The organism is Leucobacter chromiireducens subsp. solipictus (assembly GCF_016758195.1).
Lineage (GTDB): Bacteria > Actinomycetota > Actinomycetes > Actinomycetales > Microbacteriaceae > Leucobacter > Leucobacter solipictus.
The window spans coordinates 115,380-139,610 of the sequence record NZ_QYAC01000003.1; the positions used below are offsets into that span (position 1 = coordinate 115,380).

Below are 24,231 nucleotides of genomic sequence, written 5' to 3' on the forward strand. Positions count from 1 at the left end.
GGATCAGGCGGGCGTTGCGCTGAGTGAAGCGTTCGTCCTGCATGGTCCGCATCGCTGTTCGAAGCGATCGTCGCGGTCGCCGGTGCCCGTTATCGGAATAGGGATGGGGATCCAGTCGCAGCGTGGGCGTCATACGGCGGCGCGGCCGGTGTCCGAGGTTTCGTGCCCGCGAGGGAGGCGTGGGCAACAAATGCCTGATGAGGCATGCCGAGGAGGGCGTTGCCGAGACCCTCGAACGCGGCCGAGGCGCACAGCGCAAACACCGAGGTGTCGGCGTGGTCTGGGCTCACACAGCCGCCGTGCGGATCAATCACCGGAACTCCCCGTCTGCTGCGGTGCGAGAACACGGCGGTAGCCGCGGCCGACGCGCGAGCAACGGTTGTCCTGGAGAGGAGCTGGGTGTGGGGATGAGGTGACACCGCAGGTGCACGTCGTCTAATGTTGGATTGTGAACAAATTACACCACCGTCTTCGATCCGACAGCGTTGCGGATCCGCTCTCGCCCCGATCGTCGCGCCCCGCGCGCCGTCGCACCCTCGGCCTCGCGCTTGCGGCCACGCTGGCCCTCGGCGGTACCGGGCTCGCCACGGCAAGCGCCGCCCACGCGACTCCGCTCCCGCAGCAGACCGAGCCGGGCACCCCCAGCGCCGAAGTCGCGGCAGGGGTCGTGACGCACACGGAACTCATCGTCCAGTCGACCCCGAGCCGAGTGGGGCAGTATCTCGTTGCCGCGGCACTCGTCTCCCTCGACGGCCCCGCACTGCTCAACGGCGAAGCGCTGGTCTTTGAGCTCGATGGCGTCGTAGTCGGGCAGAGCCCGCTGTTGTATTTCGGATCCGGGAAGTACGGCACGCTCGTTCCGCTCATCTTTTCGCCCGGGGCGGGGTCTCATGAATTGGTGGCACGGTTCGCGGGAACGGGCGACGCCCTCGCCTCAGCGAGTGATCCGGCGGTGTTCAGCGTCGCGCAGATCAGCACGCTGACGGAGATCACCAGCGCGCCCATCTCGGGCACCATCGATGCCCCGATCGACGTCTCCGCGCGGGTGAGCGCCGACCAGCCACCCCCCAATCTGGAGGGGCTCGACGGAACAGCGGCGCTGCTCGCAAACGGCTCGCCGGTGATGACGCTCGAACTTGCGGCCGACGGCTCGGTGCGGTTCGACGATGTGCTCGTACCGTGGGGCACCACCACCCTCAGCGTTGCCTACCTGGGGGATACCCGCGGTAACTACGCGCCTTCCTCCTCGGCGTTTTCGCCGTTCGCGGGTGAGGTGATCGACACCACCACCGCGCTCTCACTCTCCGCCCCGCAGATCCGCGCGGACGGTGCCGTCGCGCTGACGGCGACGGTGCAGTCGGCGGATGGCGCAACGGCTCCGCGCGGCACCGTCGAGTTCCAGGTTGACGGCGAGGTGGTGCGCACCGCTCAGCTGGGCACGGACGCCGACACGGCGCCGGGCACGGCTCTCGCGGTGTCCACGTTGAACCCCGCGGAACTCATGCTCGGTGAGCACGAACTGACCGCGCGGTTGGTGCCAGCGGACGGCTTTGCGGGCTCCTCGAGCACTGCAGCCGCATTGCGGATCCTGGGGGTGGAAACGGTCCTCACCCCTCATGCCACGGAAGTGCGTGGCACTCCGACGCGGCCCGCGCAGGTGGACGTGACGGCGCAGATCGTCGACGGCGGAACTGACGACGGTGGATCCGGCGACGGCGAACCAGGTCACGGTGAACCAGGTCACGGCGAACCAGGCGACGGTGGATCCGGCGACGGCGACGAAACCGGGTCCGCAGTGGCGGCGCACCGTTCCGACGCGCCGATCGATCTTCCCGCTGGCACGGTCCAGGCGTACCTGGGAGCGAAGCCGCTCGGTGATCCCGTGTCCCTCGAGGACGGAACGGGAACGGTGATCCTTGCCGGCCTCCCCGTCGGCGCACACGAGGTCGAGCTGCGTTTTGCCCCCGGATCCCCGCAACTGTTGCGGAGCGCCGCGACCGTTGCGGTCACCGTGACCGCGGACACTCATCCGGATGATGGCGGCACGCCCGATGACGGCAGGCCGGATGATGGCGGCACGCCCGACGGCTCGACCCAGCCGAAACCCCACGCGAAGCCCGGCCAGGCCACCGCGCACCCGGGGGCGCTCGCCACGACCGGTGGCGCGGCAGTCACGCCGCTCCTGCTCGGAGGGCTCGCGCTTCTTGGCGGGTCCGCCGCGCTGATCATGTCCGCGCGGCGCCGGAGCTAGCCCACCGTGTTCCGCGACCGCCGCTGCGCTGCGAACCCGGAGTCTCCGTCCGCGAGAGACTCGGCCGGTCGCAGGGGCGGCCGCGGAACGCTGGATCCTCGACCTTCCGATACTGCATTCTCGCGATTGCCCGCCTTCCGGATCGGCGCGGTTGCGATACTGGATCGCGAGATGCCGGGCCCGTGTGGTGCTCCCGCGTCGCGAGGAGGAGACCGTGCAGTTCACCGCGTACCTGGCCGGCGGCAAGGCAGACGGGCCACCCGGGCCCGCGCGGATCGCACGGTTACTCGGCCCCGCGATGCCCGCCTGGGAATTGCTGCTGCAGGGGTGCGCGGAACTCGAGCCGGTCGCCCAAGCGTCCTGGAAGTACTACGCGGATGGCGGTTGGCTCTGCCGCGTGCAGCGCGGCACGAAGACCCTCGCCTGGCTTGCGCTTCGCGAGGGATACGCCACGGCCACCTGCTATTTTGCGGAACGCCACCGGGACCCGATCACGGAAATCCCGGGGTGCGCGTGGGTCGCAGAGGTCCCCATGATCGGACGTATGCTCCCCGTCCAGCTCGAACTGCGCACCGCTGCCGACGCGGGGCTTGCGCTCGAGCTGCTGCGCGCGAAAGGAACCTGGCGGTAGCACGGCGGTGGAGCCCACTCGGGAGTCGCCCACTCCACGGGTGGGCCTCGACCGGAAGGCACGACCGTGCCTGAGGGCCTGCGCGAGCGAAAACGACGACGGACACACGAGCAGCTCGAGACCGCCGCCGTCACCATGGCGGTCGCGAACGGCGCGGACACGGTCACTGTTGACCGGGTGTGCGAGGCGGCCATGGTGTCGCGGAGTACCTTCTTCAATTACTTCGCCTCGCTTGACCGGGCAATCTACGGTGGCCCGTTGTCCTTCGACCCCTCGGGTGCAGCGCGCGTGCTGCACGCCCACCCGAGTGACCTTGTGCTCGCGACGATCCGGATCCTGCACGAGTCGGTGTCCGGTCCGGAGCCCGCCGCTCTTCGCCCACACCGCGTCACACTGTTCATCCGTGAAGCGGGTGCGATCCGGCCCGTCTCACCCACGCACGCAGAAAGCCGTGATCGGCTGATCAGCATCCTGGTCGAGTGGCTTGAAACGCGCCCGGATCACGCCCGATTGCCCGATCAGCCACCCGAGCACGAGGCGGAACTGACGATCGCGCTCGCGCTTGCGGTGGCCGCCGAGGTGTTTCCCGACACGGGGCGCACCGACGGTGATCTCGCGTCGTACACCGCTGCCCGCGCTCGGCTTGCGGCGATCATCACGGAGCCCGGCGCGGGCTCAGCCCCGCCGGCCCGGGTCCCGCGTGAATCGTGAGGTTCGTGTGCTCGGTGACGGCGTGGTTCACAGGCGCGCGGCGAGCCGGTCGAGACGGCGTGCGGGCACCGGGCGCATCGCGCGGTGCAGCGCCCGCAACAGGGGCCCCGAGTGCCGGATGGTGTGCGTCACCAGGGTGGCTGGCCCGTCGGGGAGCGCCGCGTCGCGGAGCCGCCACTCGCCGGTCTCGGCACCGCCGGCGACCGTGAGGGTCCACACGATGCGCTCCGCGCCGATCTCGGCATAGCGGAGGGTGGCGGGCCCCGGAACTCGCGTGGCGACACGATACACGCGGCCCGTTGTCGCGACGCGATCCGGCGCGGTCACACTCCGCAGCGCGGGGTTCCACTCCGCCAGCTCGGCGATGTTCGTGAGGACCGCGGCGACCCGCGCGCGGGGTGCCAGCATCATCCGAAATGCGGTGTACTCGGCCATGCGACGCTCCCGTCGTGACGCCCTCACGGCGCGCCGCCGGGTGCCGCGCGCTCGTGCCCCGCAGCCACAGCGTACCCCGCCGCCGGGCCGCAGCACAGGTTCAGGAGACTTCGGAGTCGTCCTGATCCGGCACGATCTGCTGCAGGATCGTGGCGTGGCGCAGCAGGAACGCACGCTCGTCAAACTTCTTGCGGCGCAGCCAGGAGGTGACCTCCGAATTGTGCTTGCTCGCGTTACACGAGGCGCAGGCGGGAACGACGTTGCCGATCGTGTAGCGGCCCCCGCGAGATATGGGCTGCACGCAATCCCGCTGCAGGGCGGGGCCGGTGCCCTGACAATAGGCGCAGCACCCCCACGCGTCGAGCAGAATTGCCCACTGCTCATCCGTCAGATCGTTGTCGACCCGAGACAGCCGCGTGCGGCGGCGGCGCGCATAGCGGGCGCGGGTGGCCGCGGACTGGGTGGCGGAGTTGCGGCGACGTGGTGGCACCCCCTCACTCTGGCACGAGACCTGGCTCTTGTCAGATCGCCGAACCGGTGTCACCATTACTCTCACCAGGGATGGGTGCCGCTGCGGCCCAACGCCGCATCGCTCGTCCCGCGAGGCGAGGGAGCCGGGACATGCACACCCGCATCATCACTCGACAGCGGTGCCGGATCAGGCGCCGGGCGGCGCTCGCCGCCGTGGGACTCGCGCTGGGTGGGGTGGCGCTGAGTGGCTGCGCCGGTGGCGCCGCTGGCGGATCGGGCGATCCGGCCGTCGACGAATCGGCCGCGCGTCCGAGCATGATCCAGCGCCCCGAAGCCCCCGCGGGGGCGCTCCCTGAGGAACTGCAGCGCGCCCTGGACGCGGCGCTCGACCAGACACGGGCTCGGTATGGCGTGCCCGGTGCCGCCGCCGGGGTGTGGATCCCGGACGAGGGGTCCTGGACCACGGCGGTGGGGGTCGCGGACGCCGAGCGCGACACCGCGGTGACCGAGGACATGAGCTGGCCGATCCGCAGCATCACGAAGTCCTACACCGTGACGCTGCTGCTCCAGCTCGCGGACGAGGGGGCGCTCAGCCTCGACGACACCCTCGACCAATACGTGGATGGGGTCACCCACGGCGACGAGATCACCCTGCTGCAGCTCGCCAACATGTCGAGTGGGATCGCCGACTACGTGACCGAGGCGTTCATGACCAGGTTCGCGGCGGATCCCGCGCACGTGTACTCGCTCGCCGAGCTCAACGCCGGGGTCGTGGGCCAGCCCGCGCAATTCGCGCCGGGGACCGAGTTTGTGTACACGAACGCCAACACGAACCTGCTGGGGGCAGTGATCGAACAGGTCACCGGGCAACCCTACGCGGACGTGTTGCAGGATCGCATCCTGGACCCGCTCGAACAGCGCGACACCCACTACATCACCGACGTGGCCAAGTGGACGGCGCCACACCCCGTGGGGTACCAGCCCGACCCCGACACGGGGGAACTCGCGCCCCAGGACCAAAACCCGTCAATCCTCGGGGCGGCGGGCGCACTGTTCTCCACGCTCGACGACGGGCGGGTGTGGGCCGAGACCCTGGGATCCGGCGCGCTTGTCACATCCGAGACGCAGGCGCTACGGGAGATCGGGCACCAGATCGAGAAGCCGCCCTACGACCTCTACGCCGTGGGCATGGGTGAGACGGACGGCTGGCTGGGGCACAACGGCGAGGGGATCGGCTTTACCGCGGCGACCTTCCACGACCCCGGGTCCGGGGCAAGCATCGTGGTGTACATGAACGCGTCGAATCTGCCGGACCACGCGCACCCTGCGGATCAGGCGTTCCGGGCGCTCGCCGCCGTGGTCCGCGATCGAGGGTGAGGCGGCGCGCGGCTCACGAACGCGGCGGAGATTCACGAACGTGCAGGAGATTTTCTTGGGATTTGGGCCCGTGGCCCGTGGATCTCCGTGGTGTTGGTGAGCGTGCGCCGCGCGGTGCCTCTCTCTGCCGCGGTGTGCCCCTCACGCGGCTCACGAACGCGCAGGAGATTCACGAACGCGCAGGAGATTTTCTTGGGATTTAGGCCCGTAGCCCGTGAATCTCCGTGGTATTCGTGAGCGTGCGCCGCGCGGTGCTTGCGGGGGCAGCACTGGGACTAGATATGCCTGGCCTGGCTATGTCGGGTCTAACTGGGCTGGGTTGGGCTGGGTAGATCCGGGCGGCGCTGCGCTGAGTTGAGTGCACCCGGGGCCGAGCTGTGCCGCGCGTCCGGTGCTTGTCTCTGCCGCGGTGTGCTCCTCGCACGGTTCACGAACGCGCAGGAGATTCACGAACGCGCAGGAGATTTTCTTGGGATTTGGGGCCGTGGCCCGTGGATCTCCGTGGTGTTGGTGGGTGGCGCGGCTGGCTGGAGCGGCGGATCAGGTGCGGCGGATCAGGCGCGGCTGGAGACTGGCCCAGACCCCCGCGACGGGGGAGCGCGGAATGCCGAGCGCGCGGTGACGCCCGGCGGCGATGCGGGATAATGGGCGCATGACCTCCGCCTCGCGCCTCCCGCACCTGGTGCGGGGCGCGTGCGCGGCCGCGATCGCGACCTACGCGGCACTTTTTTCTCACGTCCTGGCGGGCGGCGCGATGCCGGCCCCGCTCGGCATCGTGGCCCCACTCCTGCTCTCGCTCCTCGTGTGCGTGCTGCTCGCGGGTCGTACCCTGTCGCTGACCCGGCTCTCGATCTCGGTCATGGCGAGCCAGGCCCTGTTCCACACGCTCTTCGTGCTGGGGGCCACCCCGTCGAGCGGTGGGGGCGTCCCGAGCGGCGGCCCGCACCAGAACCACGGACAACTGGCACTCGCCCTCCCCGCGATCTCGGGTGAGACCGTGGAACTGATTCAGGGCAACACCGTAATGTGGGCGTCGCACGCGATCGGCGCAGCCGTCACCGTGCTGTTCCTGTACCGCGGTGAACGCACGATCCACCGCCTCCGCGCCCTCGCCGAGCGAATCGCCGCCTGGCTCGATCGGCGACTTTCGGCGCCACTCCGCGTCGTGCCCGTGCCCCCGCCGGCCCGGGTGCAGCCCGCGCCCGCGCGTGGCTGGACCGTGCTCGCGCAACTGCGCGCCTCGGTGCTGATCCGGCGCGGCCCGCCCGTGTGCGCCGGGCTCGTTCACTGATTCCATCCGTGTCATCGCGTTGGCCCGGGTGGAAGACGCGCGCCTGCCCTCCTTCAGCATCCCTATTTTTTGGCCGCCGCGGCATGCCCGCGGCGGGGCGTCGGCCTGCGCGGATACACTCCGCCGAGCCGCACGCACGACTGCCTGAAAGGCGTTCACGCAATGAAACACATGACATCACGCACCGTCCCCCTGACCGCCGCGCTCGGCGTCGCGCTGCTCGCGCTCACCGGCTGCGCCTCGAGCGCGGGATCGAGCGCCGCCGGCGACACCGTCGCCGTGGAGCGCGCGGCACACGCGGTCACCCTGAGCGACGCGTGGATCAAATCCGCCGACGCCGGGGAGATGACCGGCGCGTTTGGTGCGCTCCAGAACACGACGTCCACCGACGTGACCGTCGTGTCGGTCCGCTCCGCGGGGGCCACCATGATCGAACTGCACGAGACCGTGCCGAACGAGTCCGGCCAGATGGTGATGCGGGAGGTCGAGGGCGGCTTTGTGATCCCCGCGAACGGTCGCTTCGACCTGGAACCGGGCGGCAACCACATCATGCTGATGGACTTGCCCGAAGCGCTCACCGCGGGTGAGGAACTGCGCCTCACCCTGGAGTTCGCGGACGGCTCGACGTCCGAGGTGAACGCGCTGGTGAAGGACTACACGGGCGCGAACGAGAGCTACGAGAGCGGCGGTGGCGACGCCACCGCCGGCGAGCACGGCGATGCCACGGCCGGCGAGCACGGCGAGCACTGAGTCGCGCCATGACTTCGACACAGTCTGTGCCCGCCCCGGCTTCAGCCCCGGGCTCGGCCCCACACGCCCCGTCCGCGGGGACGCGGCCCGCGAGACCTCAGCGCGGCTGGTTCGCCCAGCTCCTGCTTCGGCTGCACTTCTACGCCGGCGTCTTCGTCGGCCCGTTCATCCTGGTCGCGGCGGTATCGGGTGGGCTCTACGCGCTCACGCCCACGATCGAGCAGGTCGTGTACGCCGAGACGCTCCGTGCGCCCGCGAGCGACACCCAGCTGTCACTCGGTGACCAGATCCGCGCCGCGCAGGACTATGCGGGAGCGGATGCGGCCCTCACACTCGTGCGCCCCGCGTCGGAATCGGGACGCACCACCCGCGTGCTGTTCGCCGATCCTGCGCTCGACGCGGGAGTGTCCCGCGCGGTGTTCGTCGACCCGGCAACCGGGGAGATTCGCGGGGACCTGTTCTCCTACAGTTCGAACGAGGAGCTGCCGTTCCGCACCTGGGTGTCGGGCCTGCACCGCACGCTGCACCTGGGTGAAGCCGGCCGGATCTACAGCGAGCTCGCGGCCTCCTGGCTGGGGATCATCGCGCTTGCCGGATTCGGGTTGTGGCTGGTGCGGATCCGGAAGTCCCGCACGAAGAAGGACTTTGTGCGGCCGAACCGGCGCTACCGCGGCTACCGGAAATCGCTGAGCTGGCACACCTCCGTTGGGGCCTGGGTGCTGCTCGGCGCGCTGTTCCTGTCCGTGACCGGTATCACCTGGTCGCAGTTTGGCGGCGGCAACGTGGGGGCGGTGCGCACCGCGCTTGGCGGGACCACGCCGCGGGTCGACACGAATCTCGACGGAAACGTGGCGGCGGCCGATGAGCACGCTGGGCACGCCGGCCACGGCGCGCCCGCGTCCGCGCCGAGCGGCGAGGCGAACCCCGACACCTTCGACGCGATGCTCGCCATCGGGCAGCGCATCAACGTGAACACGGGACAGGTGGAAATCGCGCCTCCCGCGGCACCCGGGCAGGCCTGGGTGGTGAAAGAGATCAAGTCCAGCTTCCCGACGGAGGCGGACGCGGTTGCCATCAACGGCAGCACCATGGAAGTGGTGGATCGCGTGGACTTCCGCGAGTTCTCACCGCTGGCGAAGCTGACGCGGTGGGGGATCGACCTGCATATGGGGGTGCTGTTCGGGATCGTGAATCAGCTCGTGCTGTTCTTGGTCGCCGTCGGCATCACCGGGCTGGTGGTGCTCGGGTACCTCATGTGGTGGCGGCGCCGGCCCACACGGACCTCGCCGCTGGAGTTCGCCCGGCCGCCGCGGCGAGGCACGCTGCGCGGTGCCCCCTGGTGGGGGATCGGGCTCGTGCTGCTCGGCGCGATCGGGATCGGCGTGATGCTCCCGGTGCTCGGGTGGACGCTCGCCGGGTTCGTGGTGGTCGACACGATCGTGGGCCTCGTGCAGCAGCGCCGGGCCGCGGCGAGCGCGCGCTAGGAGGACCCGCCGGGGCGTGAGGCGTGCCTTACGCCCCGGCGGGGTTCCGCGGGGTTCCGCGGGGTCGAACAGAACGGAGATTCACGATTCCGCAGGAGATTTTTGCCGATCTCGGCGCTCGGCGCGTGAATCTCCTGCGCAATTGTCGCACCGGCGCCGCGCCCTCGCCCGCACGGGACACACGTGAGGCTCGCGCAAGGCCCGCTGCGGCGCTCAGGCCTCCCGTCAGGCACCCGCACCGTGCCTTCGCCCGCGCAGGGCCCCGCGCCCCGCCTAAGTCCCGCGTCAGGCCCGCAGCTGGTCGCGCAGCGTGGTGCCCGCGTAGGACGTGCGGAAAACGCCGCGCCGCTGGAGTTCCGGGACCACCCCGGAGACGAAGTCCTCGAACGAGGAGTGGTAGAGCGCCGGGAACACGATGAACCCGTCGGCCGCCTCGCTGCGGAAGAGGTGCTCGAGCTCGTCCGCCACGGCCTCCGGGCTGCCGACAAGTTGCGGGTGGAGCTGGTTCATTGCCTGCTCACGGGCGAGATCCGCGACGGTAAAGCCGCGCCGCTCGCTCACCGCGCGCAGCATGTCCTCGAATCCGGTGCTGCCGGTCGCGCCGCGGTGGGCGTCGAGCAGCGCGACCGCGGGGGCCGCCGGGTCGAGCGTGTCGGCGTGGAGGAGGCGGGCGAGCTTCGTGAGCGCTTCGGGCAGGTCGATGGCGGCCTGCAGCTCCGCGAGGGTGGCCTGTGCCGCGGCGTCGGTGCTGCCGAGGATCGGCTGGATGCCCTGGAGGACCCGGATCGTGTCCGGATCGCGGCCGTAGTCGAGGCGTGCGCGGTCCCGGAGCTCGGTGCGCATGGCGCGCATCTCCTCGGGCGAATCGCTGATCGCGAAGACGATTTCCGCCCACCGTGCGGCGAAGGCGCGCCCGCGGGGCGAGGACCCTGCCTGCATGAGCACGGGCTCGCCCTGGGGGCTCCGCGGCAGGGTGAGCGGTCCGCGAGAGAGCAGTCCCTCGGGGATGCGGTGCACGCGATCCGGGTCCGCGAACTCCCCGCGAACGCGATCGTGCACGAGCGCGCCGGGCCGCCACGAACGCCACAGCTCGCGTACCGTTTCGACGACGGCGTCGGCGTGATCGTAGCGCGCGGCGGGGGAGGCGATGCCCGGCTGCCCCATGTTGCGCGCCTCCGCGTTGCTCGTGGAGGTGACGATGTTCCACGCGACGCGGCCGCCCGAGAGGTGGTCCGCGGAAAGGAGTTGTCGGGCGATCGCGTAGGGCGGCACGAAGGTCGTGGAAACGGTGGCACCGAGACCGAGGTGGGTGGTCGCCCCCGCGACGTGGGAAACGAGGGTGATCGGGTCGAAGTAGATGCTGCCCTTGCCCGCGGTGCGAAGGGTCGTGGCGTACTCGCCGTGTCGGTCCTCGGGGACGGCGAGCGCGTCGGCGAAGAACATCATGTCGAAGCAGCCGCGCTCCAGGGTGCGCGCGAGATCGGTGAAGAAGGTGCCGCTGAGCCAGTCGGTGCGGGAGAGCGGGTGTCGCCAGTTCTCCGCGTACTGACTGGTCGGCGGGTTCACCATGGCGACGAGGTGGAGCTGCGCGTCCGGCGCGCGGCCCGCGCTCACGCGGTGCCCCCGCAGAAGGCGCGCCTGAGCGCCGCGCGCGTGGCGCGGTGGCTCTCGGCCGGGGTTTCGGCCCCCGGCTCCTCGGCCTGCGCGGACCACCGGATCCAGCCGTGTCGCCAGGCCGTGATCCCCACCTCGGTGAGGAGCGTCAGCTCCGCGAGCGAGACGTCGGGGAAGCGCTCCGTGAGGCGCTCGGCCATGCGCTCGGCGATCTCCGCGTCCTGAGCGGCACCGTAGGCGCGCAGTTCGGGCTCGGAGTGGAGGAGGGCCGAGACGCGGCGGTGCACGGTGAGCTCGGGGTCGCCCTCCAGCGTCAGGACCTGGTCGCCGACCGCGTCGATGATGGCGACGATGTCGGCGGGGGTGGCGGCCCCGGGCTGGGGGAGCGGGATCTCGGCGAGGGCGTCGAGATAGCGGCGGTGCCCGGGGAGCACGGCCTGCTCCTTGCAGGAGAAGTAGCGGAAGAAGGTGCGGCGCGAGATCCCGGCGTCGGCGGCGATCTGCGCCGTGGTCATGTGCTGCAGGCCGTCGCGTTCCGCGAGTGCGAGCGCGGCGAGGTGGATTCGCTGGTGCGTCTCGCGGTAGTTGCGCTGCCGCACCCCCTCGGTGTCCGGAGCTCCGGCGGGTGTGGCGTCGGATCGTGTGGGCACGGCACTCCTTGGATCACGGGTCTCGGTTGCTCACGAATCTATCGGATGCGTGGCCCCACTTACGAAAAGATGGCACAGTGTGCCAAGATGAACGTCTGATGTATGCCCCCGATGTGAAAGTGACCCCGTCGCAGTGAGTTCTTCCCCCTCCGCCCAGACCGCCCCGACCCCGGTAGTACCCGCCGCCGCAGCACCCCCGGCACCCCCGGCACCCCCGGCATCCCGTGCTCTGAGCGCGAAGGCGATCACCGCCGCCATTGCGATCCTCGCGGTGTCCGCGTTCGTGATGATCCTGAACGAGACGGTCTTGAGCGTCGCCCTGCCGCAGCTCATGCGCGACTTCGGGGTGAGCGCCACGACCGTGCAGTGGCTCACCACGGGCTTCCTCCTCACGATGGCGGTGGTGATCCCGACCACGGGGTTCCTGCTGCAGCGCTTCACCCTGCGCCGCCTCTTCCTCGTCGCGATCTCCCTGTTCCTGGTGGGCACCGTGCTCGCCGCGGTCGCCCCGAGCTTCGCCGTCGTGCTGGTTGCGCGCGTGCTGCAGGCGGCGGGCACCGCGATGGTCATGCCGCTGCTCATGACCACGACCCTGACGCTGGTGCCACCGATGCACCGCGGCACCGTGATGGGGCTGAACTCGATCGTCATCTCGGTGGGCCCCGCCGTGGGGCCGACCCTCTCCGGGATCGTGATCGAGGCGTTCAGCTGGCGCTGGGTGTTCGGCTTCATGGTGCCCATCGCGGTCGTGGCCCTGGTGATCGGCGCGACGTTCATGCCCCGGATCGGTGGCGGCGGCCGCGCCGCGCTCGATCTCCCCTCGGTGGTACTCAGCCTGCTCGGCTTCGGCGGCCTGGTCACCGCGACGTCGACGGTGTCGGATCTCGCGAACGGATCGCTGGTGCCCCTGATCTCCGGCGTCGTCGGCATCGCGGGGCTCGTCTGGTTCGTGATCCGGCAGCGCGCGCTCGTCGCCAGCGGTTCGGGCCGCGCCCTGCTTGATCTCAGCCCGTTCCGGGAGCGCAGCTTCGCGCTCTCCGTGGTGCTCGTGATGATCGCGATGGGCACCATGCTCGGCACGGTCATCGTGCTCCCGATGTTCGCCCAGTCCGTGCTCGGGATGAGCGTGCTCGCGACCGGCCTGATGCTGCTACCCGGCGGGGTCACCCAGGGACTGCTCTCGCCGTTTGTCGGGCGACTCTACGACGCGGTGGGGCCGTTCCCGCTCGTCGTGCCGGGCACGGTGCTGCTGGCGGCCTCGGAGTGGTGGATGGTGACCATCGACGCGGCGACCACGGTCCCCACGATCGTCGCGATGCACGTTGTGTTCTCGATCGGCATGTCGCTCGTGCTGACGCCGATGCTCACCCACGCGCTCAGCGGGGTGCCCGTGCGCCTGTACGGCCACGGCAGCGCGATCGTGAACGCCATGCAGCAGCTCGCCGGTGCGTTGGGGATCGCCGCGATGGTCGGCGGACTCGCCTGGGGTGCCGCGCTGAGCGGCGCCGCGGGCCCTGCGGGCGAGGCCGCGGGCGTGCGGACCGCGTTTGTGGTCGCCGGGATCATCGCTCTGATCGGTGTCGCGTGCGCCCCGTTTATCGGGCGTCGCTCAGCACCTCGGGGTGCGTAGCGAGGAGCTCCCCCTGGTCCTGCCAGGAGAGCCCCACGATGCTGAGGATCACCTTGACCGCGGTCTCGGCCCCGGCGGTCTCGGCGACGCGCCGTTCGCGGAGCGTTGCCCGGGCCGTCTCCTCGATCAGGAACGCCAGAAGCTCCGGCGTCATGTCGCGGCGGAACGCGCCGGATCCGACGCCCTGCTGGGTGAGCACGGTCAGGCGCTCGCGCAGCGGTTCGAGCGCCTGCGCGGTCGCCTCGGCGTACGCGGGGTTGGTGGCGATCTGCGCGGAGGCGCGGACCGCCTGGGCCGCGTGCCAGAGCCGGGACGCGAGCTGTGCGAGGGCCACACGGGGATCGCGGTCTGCTGCGGCGGTCGCGATCTCACGAAACTGGCGCGCGCCGACGGTGATGACCTCGTGGAGGAGCGCGTCGCGATCCGGGAAGTGGCCGTAGAGCGCGCGCCGCGTGAGGCCCGCGGCCTGGGCGATTGCGTCGAGCGAGGCGGTCGGTTGTTCCGCGAGCGCCGCCTGCGCCGCCCACAGCAGGGTCTCCCGGTTCGCGGTGGCGTCGCGCCGCCGCGCGCGGGGCGGGAGGTTCGCGGCCGGGCGTTCTCGGGGGGCGTGGGTAGACATGCGGCTCCGTCCTACATCAACTTGCTCGACTCGAGGGCGTCCATGAGCCCCCGATTGAACGACATGAGGGGGCGGCGCAGCACCAGCCCGAGCAGCAGCGCCGGAATGGTGAACAGGGCGAGCGTACCGAGCGCGACCCAGTAATCCGCTGCATAGATGCCCGCGACGGCGGCCCGCAGCGCGTCGATCGCGTAGGTCGCGGGCAGGAACGGGCTGATGTTCTGGAACCAGACGGGCAGCAGCTGCAGCGGGTAGGCCCCGCCGGATCCGGAGATCTGGATCACGAGTAGCAGCACCGCGAGCGCCTTGCCCGCGTTCCCGAACGCCACCACGAAGGTGTAGATGATCAGGGTAAACACCAGGGAGATCACCCAGCCCGCGAGGATCATGAGCAGCGGGTGCGCCGGTTCGATCTGCACGAACAGCACGAGGCCCGCGGTCACCAGCGTGCTCTGGGCGAGTCCGACGAGCGCGAAGATCCCATAGCGCCCCAGGTACTTCTGCGTGGGGGTCAGCTCCGGTTCGCCGGGCAGCATTTCCGGGGTGACGTCCACCCGGATCGTCACGGTCATTAGGAGCGCCCCGACCCAGAGCGCGAGCACGGTGTAGAGCGGGGCCATGCCGGCCCCGAAGCCCGCGATCGGGAACACGGCGGTGCGGTCCACCCGGAGCGGCTCGGCGAGCGAGGTCGCGAGCACGCCGGGATCCGAGCCGATGATCTCGGCGACTTCCGAGAGCTCGCCCGTGTCAGCCGCCTGTGCGAGCGCACGTTGCAGTTCGCCGAAGGTATCGGCGGTTTTCCCGAGCGATGTGGAGAGCTTCTGCGTCGCCTCGCTCGCGCTGCTCAGCACGGACCGCACCGAGTCGCCCGCGCCGGAGAGGCTCGACGCCGCCCCGGAGAGGTCGCCACGGATCTTCGCGATGTCGGCGCTCACCACGTCGAGGGTGCCCGCGAGCTGGTCGAGCTGCGGCTTCAGCCCGTTTGCGTAGGCGTTCTGGGCGTCGGTGACGGCGGCCTTCGCCCCGGCGATCGCGTCGGCGATGCCCTGGCGTGACTGCTGCGAGGACGCGCTGCCGTCGGTGATGTCCTGCGCCGCCTGGGTGAGACGGTCGCGCACGCCCTCCTGGCGCGAGATCGCGTCATCGAGCCGGCTGAGCACCCGGGTGAGATCGGCCTGCGCCGCCTCGGGGAGGGCGGGCGCGACGTCGGCGGCGAGGCGATCCCGCAGCGCCGTGGTCTGGTCGATCTGCTGCTGGACGCCGTCCGCGAGGGATCGGAGCAGCTGCGCCTGGTTCGCGCCGGTGGCGTCGGCGCTGGCGAACAGCTCGTCGATGCGTGCGCCGACCGCGTCGTAGCTCCCGGCCGTGGCGGCAAGGGCGGAGCTCAGAGCCCCGGTGGCATCCTGGAGGGTGCGCTTGAGCTCTTCGGCCGCGGTGGCACCGCTCCCCACTGCGGCGGAGGTATCGGAGAACGCGCCGCCCGCGGTGGAGACGAGCGATTCGGCGCTGTCGACGAGTGGCAGGCTGGAATCCACGAGTGCCGTGAGCGTATCGGCGGTGCGGGCGCTGGCCCGTAGTTGGGTGCCGATGTTGCCGACGCGCGACTCGACGCGGGTGAGCGCGGCCTGGGTCTGATCATCGGTGAGGTAGTCGGAAACGGAGGTAATGAGCCCGAGCGCCACGTCCCCGAGGGTCACCGTGAAGGCCTCGCTGATCTGCGCGGACACCCCCTCGGCCCCCTGCTCGGTGATCTTCGGGGCGAGCGCGTTCTTCTTCTCGTTCGTGTAGAAGTCGATGCTGGTGCGGTCCGCGCCGTCGGCGTAGAACGTCATCATGTCGGTGCTGAACGAGGGCGGGAGCACGATCGACGCGTAGTAGTCGCCCGAGCGGGCGCCGTCGATCGCGTCCTCCTCGGAGGTGATCACCCAGTCGAGCTGCTCGTTCGCGCGCAGCGCGGAGAGCACCTGCTCGCCGACGTTGAGCGTGATGGGCATCAGCTCGCTCTGGTACCCCGTGTCGGTGCTCGCCACGGCCACCTTCAGACGGCTGGTGTTCGCGAAGGGATCCCAGCTGGCGATCACGTTGAACCAGGTGAACAGGGACGGGATGATGACGAGCCCGAAGATGACGATCGACGCCATGACGTTCCGGGTGGCGTGCCGCACGTCGCGGCGGGTCAGTCGCAGCATGGCGCTCATGCGCGCGGGCCTCCCATCGTGGGGTCAGTGCGGGGCAGACGGCGGGTCGGGGCATCGGGATCGGGATCGGGATCGGGCACTGCACCGTGATCCGGCGCGGCACCGTGATCCGGCGCGGCACCGTGATCCGGCGCAGCGACCTGCGTCGTCGCCACGGATTCGTGCAGCTCCGTGCGCTCGGCGAGCATGGCCGTGCGCAGCTCCGAATCCTCGAGGTTGCCGACTTCCTGGGCGCTCGCGAAGCTCTGGCGGATGTATTCGACGACCACGAGGAACCCCATGATGAGCAGGCACCAGAGCACCCAGACCCCGAGCAGCGGTGCTTTTCCGCCGGGGAGCGCCCAGGCGATGACCGCGAGCGCCACGAGCCCGAGCGCACCGATGATGAGGGTGCCGCGCAGCAACGCGGGATAGTGCTGGGTGAAGGGTTGGGCGCGGCGCTCCAGGTCCGCGCGGTACTCGCCGCGGTTGCGGAGCGCGTGGATCACGTCGGGCAGGCGGTAGCCCGAACCGACGACCTGCACCTTCTCTCCGATCAGCAGATCGGTCGCCGCGATCTGCCGGTTGAACAGCAGATTGAAGTTCGCGAGGCGGCGGCGCAGGATCATGCCGAGGAGGAACGCGACCGTCCCCATGAGCGCGAGCACGCCGACGAAGCGCCAGTAGTGACCGCCGGTGAATCCCGCGATCGTCTCCCGCATCGCGTCGATGCCGTAGGAGAAGGGGAGCAGCGGGTAGATCGTGCGGAAGAAGCCGGGCATGAGCTCGATCGGGTAGAGGCCCGAGGCCCCGGGGATCTGCATGATCACGAGCAGCACGCAGAGGCCGCGGCCGATGTGGCCGAACGCGACCGAGAGCGCGTAGATGATGCTGACGTAGACCAGCGCCGTGAAGAGGCCGGTCCCCACGTACGCGAGCGCGCTCGCCGTCTGAATGCCGATCACGAGGTTGCCGAGACAGACGATGAGCGCCTGGAGCATCGCGAGCGTGCCGAGCAGCATGAACCGCCCCAGGTACGCCTGGCGCACCGTGAGGCCCGGGATCCCCTCGGTGTCGACCTCCACCTTGAAGATCACCATCAGCACAAACGCGCCGATCCACAGCGACAGGTTCGTGAAGAGCGCCGCCATCGCCGAGCCGTAGTTCTCGATCGGGTACAGCGCCCGCTCGTTCACCGTGACGGGCGTCGCGATGAACTGTGAAATCTGCGCGGGATCGAGACCGGTCACCGTCTGGAGCGTGTTCCACTCCGAGGCCGATCCGAGCGCGAGGACGTCGGCGCGGGTGTTCTTCACTCCCGTCGCGATGTTCGCGAGGTCGGAATCGAAGTTTCCGACAGCCGCCGACGTCGATACCAGCTGGGTGTCGAGCCCGCGGAGGAGTTCGTCCGCCTGCGTGAGGGTCGCCTGCTGTGCCCCGATCGCCGCTCCGAAGGCACCGGCGCTCGCCGACAGCTGCGACATGGCGGCGTTGACGGCCGGCACGGTGTTCGTGATGATCGCGCGCATATCGCCCGCGGCCCCCGCGGTGCCCTGCATCGCATCGTTCAGGGCGCCGCTCGCGTTCCGGATCGACTGGGCGGCGTCGCCGGCGCTGGTGTTCAGGGCCGTGAGATCTTGCAGGGTGGTCTGATGGGCGGCGTTCTGTGCCTGCAGGCCGTCGAGCGCGGACTGCAGCTGGGCGGACGTCTCGGGGCTGAGGCCGGAGGTCGCGAGGAGCGTCTGCAGCTGGGCGATCGTGGCCTCGTTCGCTTCGACGACCGCCGTGATCGCGGCGATCGACGAATCGGCGCGGGATCCGAGCTGGTCCAGGCTGTGGGTGAGCTCGGTGACGGAGGTGTGCGCGGAGGCGGTCGCGTCGGCGAGCAGCGTGGTGCCCGTGAGGTACGCGGAGCTCGCGGCGTCCGTGAATGTGACGACCTGCTGCTGTGTTTCGGCGATGATCGACTGGGCTTGCGCGACGGCGACCTTGACGTCCGCGAGCGTGGCGTCGAGATCCCCGAGTGTGGTCCGCGCAGAGGTGAGGCCCCCGCGGGAGTCTTCGATGCCCTCCTGGAGTTTCGCGATACTCGCGCGGGCCTCCGTGAGTTCCTTCGTGGTGCGATCGAAGGCGTTCAGCGAGTTGGTGCGGGCGTTCAGGAGCTTGAGTTCGACGGAGTCGCCCGCGCCCTTCACCGCCTCGGTGGCGGCCTCGGCCACCTGCTCCTTGAACGCGGTGGTGATCTGTGCGTCGAGGGTGGAGGCACCCACGTCGGTGATCTTCGGGGCGATCGCGCTCGCCTTCTCGTTCACGAAGTACTGCAGCGCGGGTTGGGTGAACTCGCCCGTGGTCATGCTCAGGAGGTCCGCGCTGAAGTCCGCGGGGATCACGATGGCGGCGTAGGCGTCGCCGCGCTTCACCGCGGTGTGTGCGGCCCCTTCCGCCATGAACTTCCAGCCCAGTTGGTCGTTCTCGCGGAGTTGCTCAACGACCTGCTCGCCGATGTTGACCTCGCCGGTCAGCTCGGATTCGGCGCCCTCGTCGAGGTTTGCGACCGCGATCGTGATGTTCGAGGTGTTCGCGTAGGGGTCCCAGAACGCGTTGATGTTGAACCAGGCGTAGAGTGCGGGCGTGACGAGGATCCCGATAACGATGACCCACGTCTTTCGGACGCGGACCAGCCTCATCACGTCCCGTTTGAATACCTGCCAGCTGTGTCTCACACAACGACACTAATAACTTGCACACGAGTGTGCAAGTTATTTCGGAAATTGCGGTCAAGCTGCGAGCGAATCTCGGTCATTTCGATAAATTTATGCATAGACAATGATTTAGTTTATGTTTAATCATTGAAGCCTGTTGGTTGCCAGTGGAAGTTCATTCTCCATTGGGTGCCCGGAGAACGTTCGACGGTGCACGCAAAACCTGTGGAAGGCCGGGAGGGTGGGGGGAGATCGAGTGACCGACTCAACGAGGGGCGCGGTGCGCGCCGCGCTGTGTACCACAGTGCGGAGATGGGCTGTCGGATCGGCGGGGGTGCTCTTGGCCCTGTGTCTCGCCGTTGCTGGCGCAGCCGCCGCACACGCCAAACCGGCTCCCGAGTTTCGCGCACCGGACGGCGCGACAGCGGTCTGGATCGACATCGAGATTGAATCGCTCGATCCTGGCGCGGTGACGGGCTTCCTGCGCGCGGACGGGGTCCCGACGAGTCTGACGTTTGTCGCCTCTCCGACCGGTCTCACCGCCCAGGTGATCGACCCGTCGCCCAGCTTTTCCCTGGAACTCGTTGCGGAGACTCGTACCCAAGCTCGGGTCTCGGTCACCTTCGCCGATGCGGCGGGGAGTGTGCGCGGTGGAAGCAGTTCACTGGTCACCCTTCCCGCGAAATCGACGACCGTCGTGCCACCCGATCCGCCCACGGATGACCCGACAGCGAACCGCCCCGAATCGCCGGGCTCATCGCTTGCGCAGACCGGCGCACACGCGGTCTGGGGTGTCGTGCTGATGGCGGCCGCGTGCGCTGCGGTTGGCCTCGGAATGGTGATGCGTCGCAGGAAGGGAGCCGCGCTGTGAGGACGAAGTATCTGGCAGGTCTCGGCGTCGTTCTCACGAGCGTCCTCGCGTTGACGCTCTCGGCACCGGGACCGGCAGCCAACGCCACCGAGCGGAGTGCGACTCCCCGAGCGGGAGTCGTGCACGTCGCCGAGCAACTTGACGTGGTGACGGTTGACCGGATGCCACTGGTCGAGAGCGGCACCGTGCGCGAACTGCCGATTGACGCCGGTGGCGTGGTGGCCCTTCCCGGAGTACCGGATGGTTCGGCACTCGTGCGCATCAGCGTGTTTCGTCCGAACCAGGCGGTCTCGGTCACTGCCACGGGGCGTACCGTCCTCGAGTCCGAAACCGGCAGGGATGCGTCAACGACAGTGTTGGTCCCCGTGCGCGATGGCGGTACGACGATCGCAGCGAGCGTCGCGGTCAACGCACGCGTCGAATTCCTGGCGCACTTCGGTGCCGATACCGAGACCCCCGGCGCCACGGTCGCCCTTCCTGCAGTAGTGAACCGCGTTGATTCGGCCGCGGGGACGGGGATCGACGCGCTCGGGCCGGAGCCTCAGCCGGTCAGTGTTGTCGGGGTGGGCGGGGTGCCGAGTACTGACGTCCGGGCAGTGCATGTGACCGCTGCCGTCGAGCTGCCGTCCCCGGGTACCGTCGCGATCTCCGGTCAGGAGATGAATCTGCCCGCCGGGCGGAGCGTCGTGACGACGATCGCGGCCGTGGATGCCGAAGGAAACGTCACCCTCAGCTCCAGCGCCGGGGGTCATCTCTCACTCGATATTCGCGGCTGGGTGGCCGGTGCCACACAAGACATGAGCGCCGCGAACGCATTCGGGAGTTACGTGCCCAGCGAGGTCGCACTGTGGTCCGAAGCTCGCGTGGGCGCAGATGGAACGTCGTCCGTGGTGGTCCCGGGTGTGAAGGATCGAGCCATGAGTGTGGCGTTGGTCTCCGCAGCGGCGAGCGGATCCGGGCACCGATCCTTCCTCAACGTGGGCGACTCACCCGCCGGGAGAAGCCGCGGCGTGCTGGTGGATCCGCAGCAGGGTGCGCTTCCGCAGATCGAGCTCGTTGAAGCCGCAACCCCGGATACCGAGGTGTTTTCTCGCGGCGCTGCCGTCCAGGCCCGGGTCATGCCATTGGGAGACATCGTCGGAGCGCGCAGCGCGACCGCGGGCAGGGTGGACGTGACCCTGCAGGCCCCCGAGCAGGCAGACCTTGCCGAATCTGGAACACTCGAGCTGTCGGGTACGGTCCGGTCAGAGGCACCGGTGGATCGTGTTGAGCTCTTCGGGAACGGCGAACACATCGGAACGGCTGCCGTCGAATACTCCGACGAAGGGGCACACTGGCGGCTGATCACGTCGGCCCCGGCTGGCGGAGAAATCGAGTTTCGCGCCCAGGCGTTTGCCCGTGATGGTGGCACCGGCGACGCCCGTGGCGTGACGCAGGTGATGATGCCTGACGCCGAAGACATTGTGGTGAACGGGCGGACGGTTGTCGTCGACCCGAAGCAGATCACGGGCGTGGAACCGGGCCTCGTGAGTTTCGCTGCGGACCCGCAACTTACTCCCGGCGACATCATGGTCGCTGGCGTCTCGGAGCACACCCCAGACGGTGCGTTGCTCAGGATCGTTGCCACGCAGCGTACCGCTGACGGTTGGACCGTCAGGACGGAACAGGCTGCGCTGACCGACGCATTCGTGCAGGCCGAACACCGGGGCGAGTACTCTGCGTTCCCCGAGGGCACCGAGCTTCTTCCCCCGAAATCGAGTGACGACGACACCGACATCATCGATGACGGAGTCGACAACGTCGCGCTGGTCCCCGCGGACGACGTGGTGCCCGCGGCACCAGCCGCCGCGATGGCACGCGGCGGTGCGGCACCCGCAGCCGCAGCACCGCGCTTGGGCGTCGAAGTCTCCAAGGAGTTGGTGCTCACGGGGACCGCGAAGCTCACGGTTCCCTTCACGGGCAAGGGGAAGACCACGGATGTCTCGCGCGCAAACTCCGCACAGCAGAGTCAAGCGAAGAAAAAGGTCAAGCTTGAGGGCGGGCTGGCGTTTGACGCGGAAGTGCGGGCCTCGTTGGGGGTCGTCATGGTCCTCGACATTCAGGTCGACTGGAACTGGGGGATCCCGGATCCGTCGTTGACGTACTTCAAATCGGCGTTTACCGGCGGGTACTCGTACAACTACAAGGCGCAGATCTCAGGCTCGGCGAAGACCGCGTTCACCAAGGAACTCGCGAACCTGCGTTCGGCACCGATCACGATTCCCGTCGGCGTGGTGCCGGTCGTGCTTGTTCCCGGAGCTACCGTCACCCTCGCCGGCGAAGCCAATGGTGAGTACAGTGTGAGCTTTGCTGATTCGGTTGAAAAGTCCTTCGAGTATGGGGCTGAATATCGGAATGGCACCTGGCGTCCGGTTGATGAGGTTTCGCCCGATACGCCAGCGAACGCGGAAAGTCAGTGTCTGGGATGGGGACAGCAGGTGACCGCGAGCGGCGAACTCGACGGGAAGATCACACTCGCGATCGCGGGCAACGTGAAGATCTATGGGATCCTCGGGCCGGAAGTCACCGCCAACGCCGGGGTCGAAGCAGGCATGGCGGCGAAGCTCTCAGGGGCCGACGGGACATTCACGATGTCGTCGAAGCGAGCGCTCCTTCTCGGCGCGGCGCTCGGCATCAATGCGAAAATGAAGGTCCTGGGATTCACGATCGGCGACACGTGGTCGCACACCGTCGCAGACGTGCGTATTCCGCTCTGGGAAACTGACGATGTCGTGATCCCCCTGTGCCCGGTCGAGGACGATGGAGAAGACGGTGAGGACGGTGATTCCGACCTGGTGCTTCTCCACGGCACCGTGAGCAGCGCCTCCACGACCGAACCGATTCCGGGTGCGAAGATCACGGTCACCGATAGTGCGGGCACGCAACATGACGCGGTGTCGGACGGGACAGGCGAGTACGAGATCGAGGCGGCTGCTGGCGCGCTCTCGGTGGTCGTGGAAGCCGAGGGGTATATTCCGTTCACGCATACCGTTGAGGCGGGCGCCGGTGAGCAACGGCTGTTGAACGTGCGAATGTCGACGCGACTTGACGCGACGCAGTATCGCGCCGTCCTCACCTGGGGTGAGCACCCGCGGGATCTGGACTCGCATCTCGTGGGCCTGGACTCGTCCGGTTCCTATCACGTCTACTACTCAGCGAAAAACGCGCGGAGTTCGGAGACCGGCGAACTGATCGCTCAGCTCGACGTCGATGACGTGACGGGATTTGGGCCCGAGACCACCACCTTCGCCGTGCAGCCCGATGGCGAGTACGCCTTTTTCGTGCACAACTACACCGGCGACCACGGGGAAGCGCGGCTCTCGACCTCCGGAGCGAACGTCGTGCTGTACCGGGGATCCGAGAAAGTGGGGGAATACGACGTCCCCAGCACGGGCGAGGGCCGGTACTGGAACGTGTTCAGCATTCGCGGCGGGGAAGTGATCGTCTCCAACGGTATCTCGGACACCCCGATCGCCGCCGGAGGCTCGGATACGTCGCAGGAATCGCTGAGCGGACCAGCGACGTCGTCACGGACTGGTGCTCCCGCCCCGCTTGCCGGAGCCCCGGATCTCCGAGAAGAGGTGCGCGAGGCGACCGAATCGGGAACAAAGTAGGAATCGGGGCTCAGGCAGCGGGTATGCCCGGGCCCCGAACCCCTGAGTTCCCCGGCGTCGAGGCAGCGGTCAGCGCCGCCGTCCCGAGCGGCACCACCATCGGACTCCCGGCGACCGGATCCGGCACCACGAGGCACTCGAGGTCGAACACCTCACGCACCAGCTCCGCTGTGACGATCTCGTGTGGCGGCCCCTCGGCAACCACCCGGCCATCCTTCATCGCGATGATGTGCGTGGCGTATCGGGCGGCGTGGTTCAGATCGTGCAGCACGGCCACGAGCGTGCGCCCCGCGCCGTGCAGACGGCGGAACAGTTCGAGCAGCTCGATCTGATGGGCGAGGTCGAGGAACGTGGTGGGCTCGTCGAGCAGGAGGAGCGGTGTGTCCTGCGCGAGCGCCATGGCCACCCACACGCGCTGGCGTTGCCCACCCGACAGCTCATCCACCAGCCGCGACGAGAGCTCCGTCGTGTGGGTTGCGGCGAGCGCCGCCGCGACCGCGCGCGCATCGTCGGGCGACCACTGTCGGATCAGTCCCTGGTGCGGGTACCGGCCGCGTGAGACGAGATCCGCGACCACGATCCCGTCGGGCGCGAGCGACGATTGGGGGAGCAGCCCCACGCTGCGGGCGAACGCCTTCGCCGGCATCGAGTGCACGGCACGCCCGTCGAGCACCACCTGACCGGAGCTCGGCCGCAGCAACCGGGCGAGGGCGCGCAGCAGCGTCGACTTGCCACACGCGTTCGGGCCGACGATCACGGTGAACGAGTCGTCGGGGATCGCCACGGTCAGGCGCTCCGAGATGATCCGCTGGTCGTAGGCGAGGGTCGCGTCGGTGCTGTGCAGTCGCGGGCGGGAAACGGGCGTCGCGTGATCGGGCATGCGTGGTCTTTCCAGGAGGTGGAGGGAACGGTAT

The 24,231-nt window shown here is 69.1% G+C and carries 18 protein-coding genes; 10 read left to right on the top strand and 8 right to left on the bottom strand.

Annotated elements, in window-relative coordinates:
* Positions 1-448 precede the first annotated feature (448 nt).
* From D3230_RS16350 to D3230_RS06375, 3 genes are all read left to right on the top strand, one after another.
* Positions 449-2,251, top strand: a complete 1,803-nt coding sequence (locus D3230_RS16350) for an Ig-like domain repeat protein (RefSeq protein WP_202344198.1) — start codon at positions 449-451, stop codon at positions 2,249-2,251.
* Between the two features lie 214 nt (positions 2,252-2,465).
* Positions 2,466-2,882 carry a DUF3788 family protein gene (locus tag D3230_RS06370; RefSeq protein ID WP_202344199.1) on the top strand — a complete coding sequence of 139 codons (417 nt, stop codon included), beginning with the start codon at positions 2,466-2,468 and terminating at the stop codon, positions 2,880-2,882.
* 66 nt (positions 2,883-2,948) lie between these two features.
* Complete coding sequence (locus D3230_RS06375; protein ID WP_202344200.1) at positions 2,949-3,593, top strand: TetR family transcriptional regulator; 645 nt, start codon at positions 2,949-2,951, stop codon at positions 3,591-3,593.
* Positions 3,594-3,620: 27 nt separating this feature from the next.
* Here the strand turns inward: D3230_RS06375 and D3230_RS06380 are convergent, their stop codons facing one another.
* A complete protein-coding gene (locus tag D3230_RS06380) occupies positions 3,621-4,028 on the bottom strand; it encodes an SRPBCC family protein (protein ID WP_202344201.1) in 408 nt (135 codons plus the stop codon).
* A gap of 100 nt (positions 4,029-4,128) precedes the next feature.
* Positions 4,129-4,518: an HNH endonuclease gene (locus tag D3230_RS06385; RefSeq protein ID WP_337249114.1), complete on the bottom strand. Its 390-nt coding sequence runs from the start codon at positions 4,516-4,518 to the stop codon at positions 4,129-4,131.
* Between the two features lie 131 nt (positions 4,519-4,649).
* Here D3230_RS06385 and D3230_RS06390 point away from each other — a divergent pair, with 131 nt between their 5' ends.
* From D3230_RS06390 to D3230_RS06405, 4 genes are all read left to right on the top strand, one after another.
* Entirely contained in the window at positions 4,650-5,876 is a 1,227-nt protein-coding gene (locus D3230_RS06390) for a serine hydrolase domain-containing protein (protein ID WP_202344203.1), read from the top strand.
* A gap of 652 nt (positions 5,877-6,528) precedes the next feature.
* Positions 6,529-7,167, top strand: coding sequence for a hypothetical protein (locus D3230_RS06395; RefSeq protein ID WP_202344204.1), 639 nt, complete (start codon positions 6,529-6,531; stop codon positions 7,165-7,167).
* A 171-nt stretch (positions 7,168-7,338) separates the two neighbouring features.
* Positions 7,339-7,917, top strand: coding sequence for a copper chaperone PCu(A)C (locus D3230_RS06400; protein WP_202344205.1), 579 nt, complete (start codon positions 7,339-7,341; stop codon positions 7,915-7,917).
* A gap of 8 nt (positions 7,918-7,925) precedes the next feature.
* Positions 7,926-9,401 carry a PepSY-associated TM helix domain-containing protein gene (locus tag D3230_RS06405; RefSeq protein ID WP_202344206.1) on the top strand — a complete coding sequence of 492 codons (1,476 nt, stop codon included), beginning with the start codon at positions 7,926-7,928 and terminating at the stop codon, positions 9,399-9,401.
* Between the two features lie 285 nt (positions 9,402-9,686).
* Here D3230_RS06405 and D3230_RS06410 read toward each other — a convergent pair whose 3' ends face one another.
* Positions 9,687-11,015 carry an NtaA/DmoA family FMN-dependent monooxygenase gene (locus D3230_RS06410; RefSeq protein ID WP_337249115.1) on the bottom strand — a complete coding sequence of 443 codons (1,329 nt, stop codon included), beginning with the start codon at positions 11,013-11,015 and terminating at the stop codon, positions 9,687-9,689.
* Entirely contained in the window at positions 11,012-11,665 is a 654-nt protein-coding gene (locus tag D3230_RS06415) for a TetR family transcriptional regulator (protein WP_202344207.1), read from the bottom strand. Before D3230_RS06415 ends, D3230_RS06410 begins: the two co-directional genes overlap by 4 nt.
* Positions 11,666-11,798: 133 nt before the next feature.
* On the opposite strand from D3230_RS06415, the gene D3230_RS06420 reads away from it, so the two are divergent.
* A complete protein-coding gene (locus D3230_RS06420; protein WP_202344208.1) occupies positions 11,799-13,295 on the top strand; it encodes a DHA2 family efflux MFS transporter permease subunit in 1,497 nt (498 codons plus the stop codon).
* On the opposite strand, the gene D3230_RS06425 is transcribed toward D3230_RS06420, so the two are convergent.
* From D3230_RS06425 to D3230_RS06435, 3 genes are read right to left on the bottom strand one after another with little or no spacing between them, the layout of a single operon-like run.
* Positions 13,261-13,914 carry a TetR/AcrR family transcriptional regulator gene (locus D3230_RS06425; protein WP_202344209.1) on the bottom strand — a complete coding sequence of 218 codons (654 nt, stop codon included), beginning with the start codon at positions 13,912-13,914 and terminating at the stop codon, positions 13,261-13,263. The genes D3230_RS06420 and D3230_RS06425 overlap by 35 nt on opposite strands.
* Before the next feature lie 11 nt (positions 13,915-13,925).
* Entirely contained in the window at positions 13,926-16,112 is a 2,187-nt protein-coding gene (locus D3230_RS06430) for a YhgE/Pip domain-containing protein (protein ID WP_202344210.1), read from the bottom strand.
* Positions 16,109-18,778: a YhgE/Pip domain-containing protein gene (locus D3230_RS06435; RefSeq protein ID WP_237467161.1), complete on the bottom strand. Its 2,670-nt coding sequence runs from the start codon at positions 18,776-18,778 to the stop codon at positions 16,109-16,111. The genes D3230_RS06430 and D3230_RS06435 overlap by 4 nt, the downstream gene beginning before the upstream one ends.
* Before the next feature lie 349 nt (positions 18,779-19,127).
* On the opposite strand from D3230_RS06435, the gene D3230_RS06440 reads away from it, so the two are divergent.
* Both D3230_RS06440 and D3230_RS16355 read left to right on the top strand, forming a co-directional pair.
* Entirely contained in the window at positions 19,128-19,664 is a 537-nt protein-coding gene (locus D3230_RS06440; RefSeq protein ID WP_202344212.1) for a hypothetical protein, read from the top strand.
* On the top strand, positions 19,661-23,317 hold the full coding sequence (locus tag D3230_RS16355; RefSeq protein ID WP_202344213.1) for a carboxypeptidase regulatory-like domain-containing protein: 3,657 nt from the start codon (positions 19,661-19,663) through the stop codon (positions 23,315-23,317). Before D3230_RS06440 ends, D3230_RS16355 begins: the two co-directional genes overlap by 4 nt.
* A 10-nt stretch (positions 23,318-23,327) precedes the next feature.
* Here D3230_RS16355 and D3230_RS06450 read toward each other — a convergent pair whose 3' ends face one another.
* Positions 23,328-24,197: an ABC transporter ATP-binding protein gene (locus D3230_RS06450; protein WP_202344214.1), complete on the bottom strand. Its 870-nt coding sequence runs from the start codon at positions 24,195-24,197 to the stop codon at positions 23,328-23,330.
* Between the last annotated feature and the right edge of the window lie 34 nt (positions 24,198-24,231).

Bases quoted from the DNA above. Each gene is read 5' to 3' on its own strand.
- D3230_RS06380 (WP_202344201.1), bottom strand. From the start codon at position 4,028: ATGGCCGAGTACACCGCATTTCGGATGATGCTGGCACCCCGCGCGCGG.
- D3230_RS06390 (WP_202344203.1), top strand. From the start codon at position 4,650: ATGCACACCCGCATCATCACTCGACAGCGGTGCCGGATCAGGCGCCGG.
- D3230_RS06395 (WP_202344204.1), top strand. From the start codon at position 6,529: ATGACCTCCGCCTCGCGCCTCCCGCACCTGGTGCGGGGCGCGTGCGCG.
- D3230_RS06400 (WP_202344205.1), top strand. From the start codon at position 7,339: ATGACATCACGCACCGTCCCCCTGACCGCCGCGCTCGGCGTCGCGCTG.
- D3230_RS06405 (WP_202344206.1), top strand. From the start codon at position 7,926: ATGACTTCGACACAGTCTGTGCCCGCCCCGGCTTCAGCCCCGGGCTCG.
- D3230_RS06425 (WP_202344209.1), bottom strand. From the start codon at position 13,914: ATGTCTACCCACGCCCCCCGAGAACGCCCGGCCGCGAACCTCCCGCCC.
- D3230_RS06430 (WP_202344210.1), bottom strand. From the start codon at position 16,112: ATGAGCGCCATGCTGCGACTGACCCGCCGCGACGTGCGGCACGCCACC.
- D3230_RS06435 (WP_237467161.1), bottom strand. From the start codon at position 18,778: ATGAGGCTGGTCCGCGTCCGAAAGACGTGGGTCATCGTTATCGGGATC.
- D3230_RS06450 (WP_202344214.1), bottom strand. From the start codon at position 24,197: ATGCCCGATCACGCGACGCCCGTTTCCCGCCCGCGACTGCACAGCACC.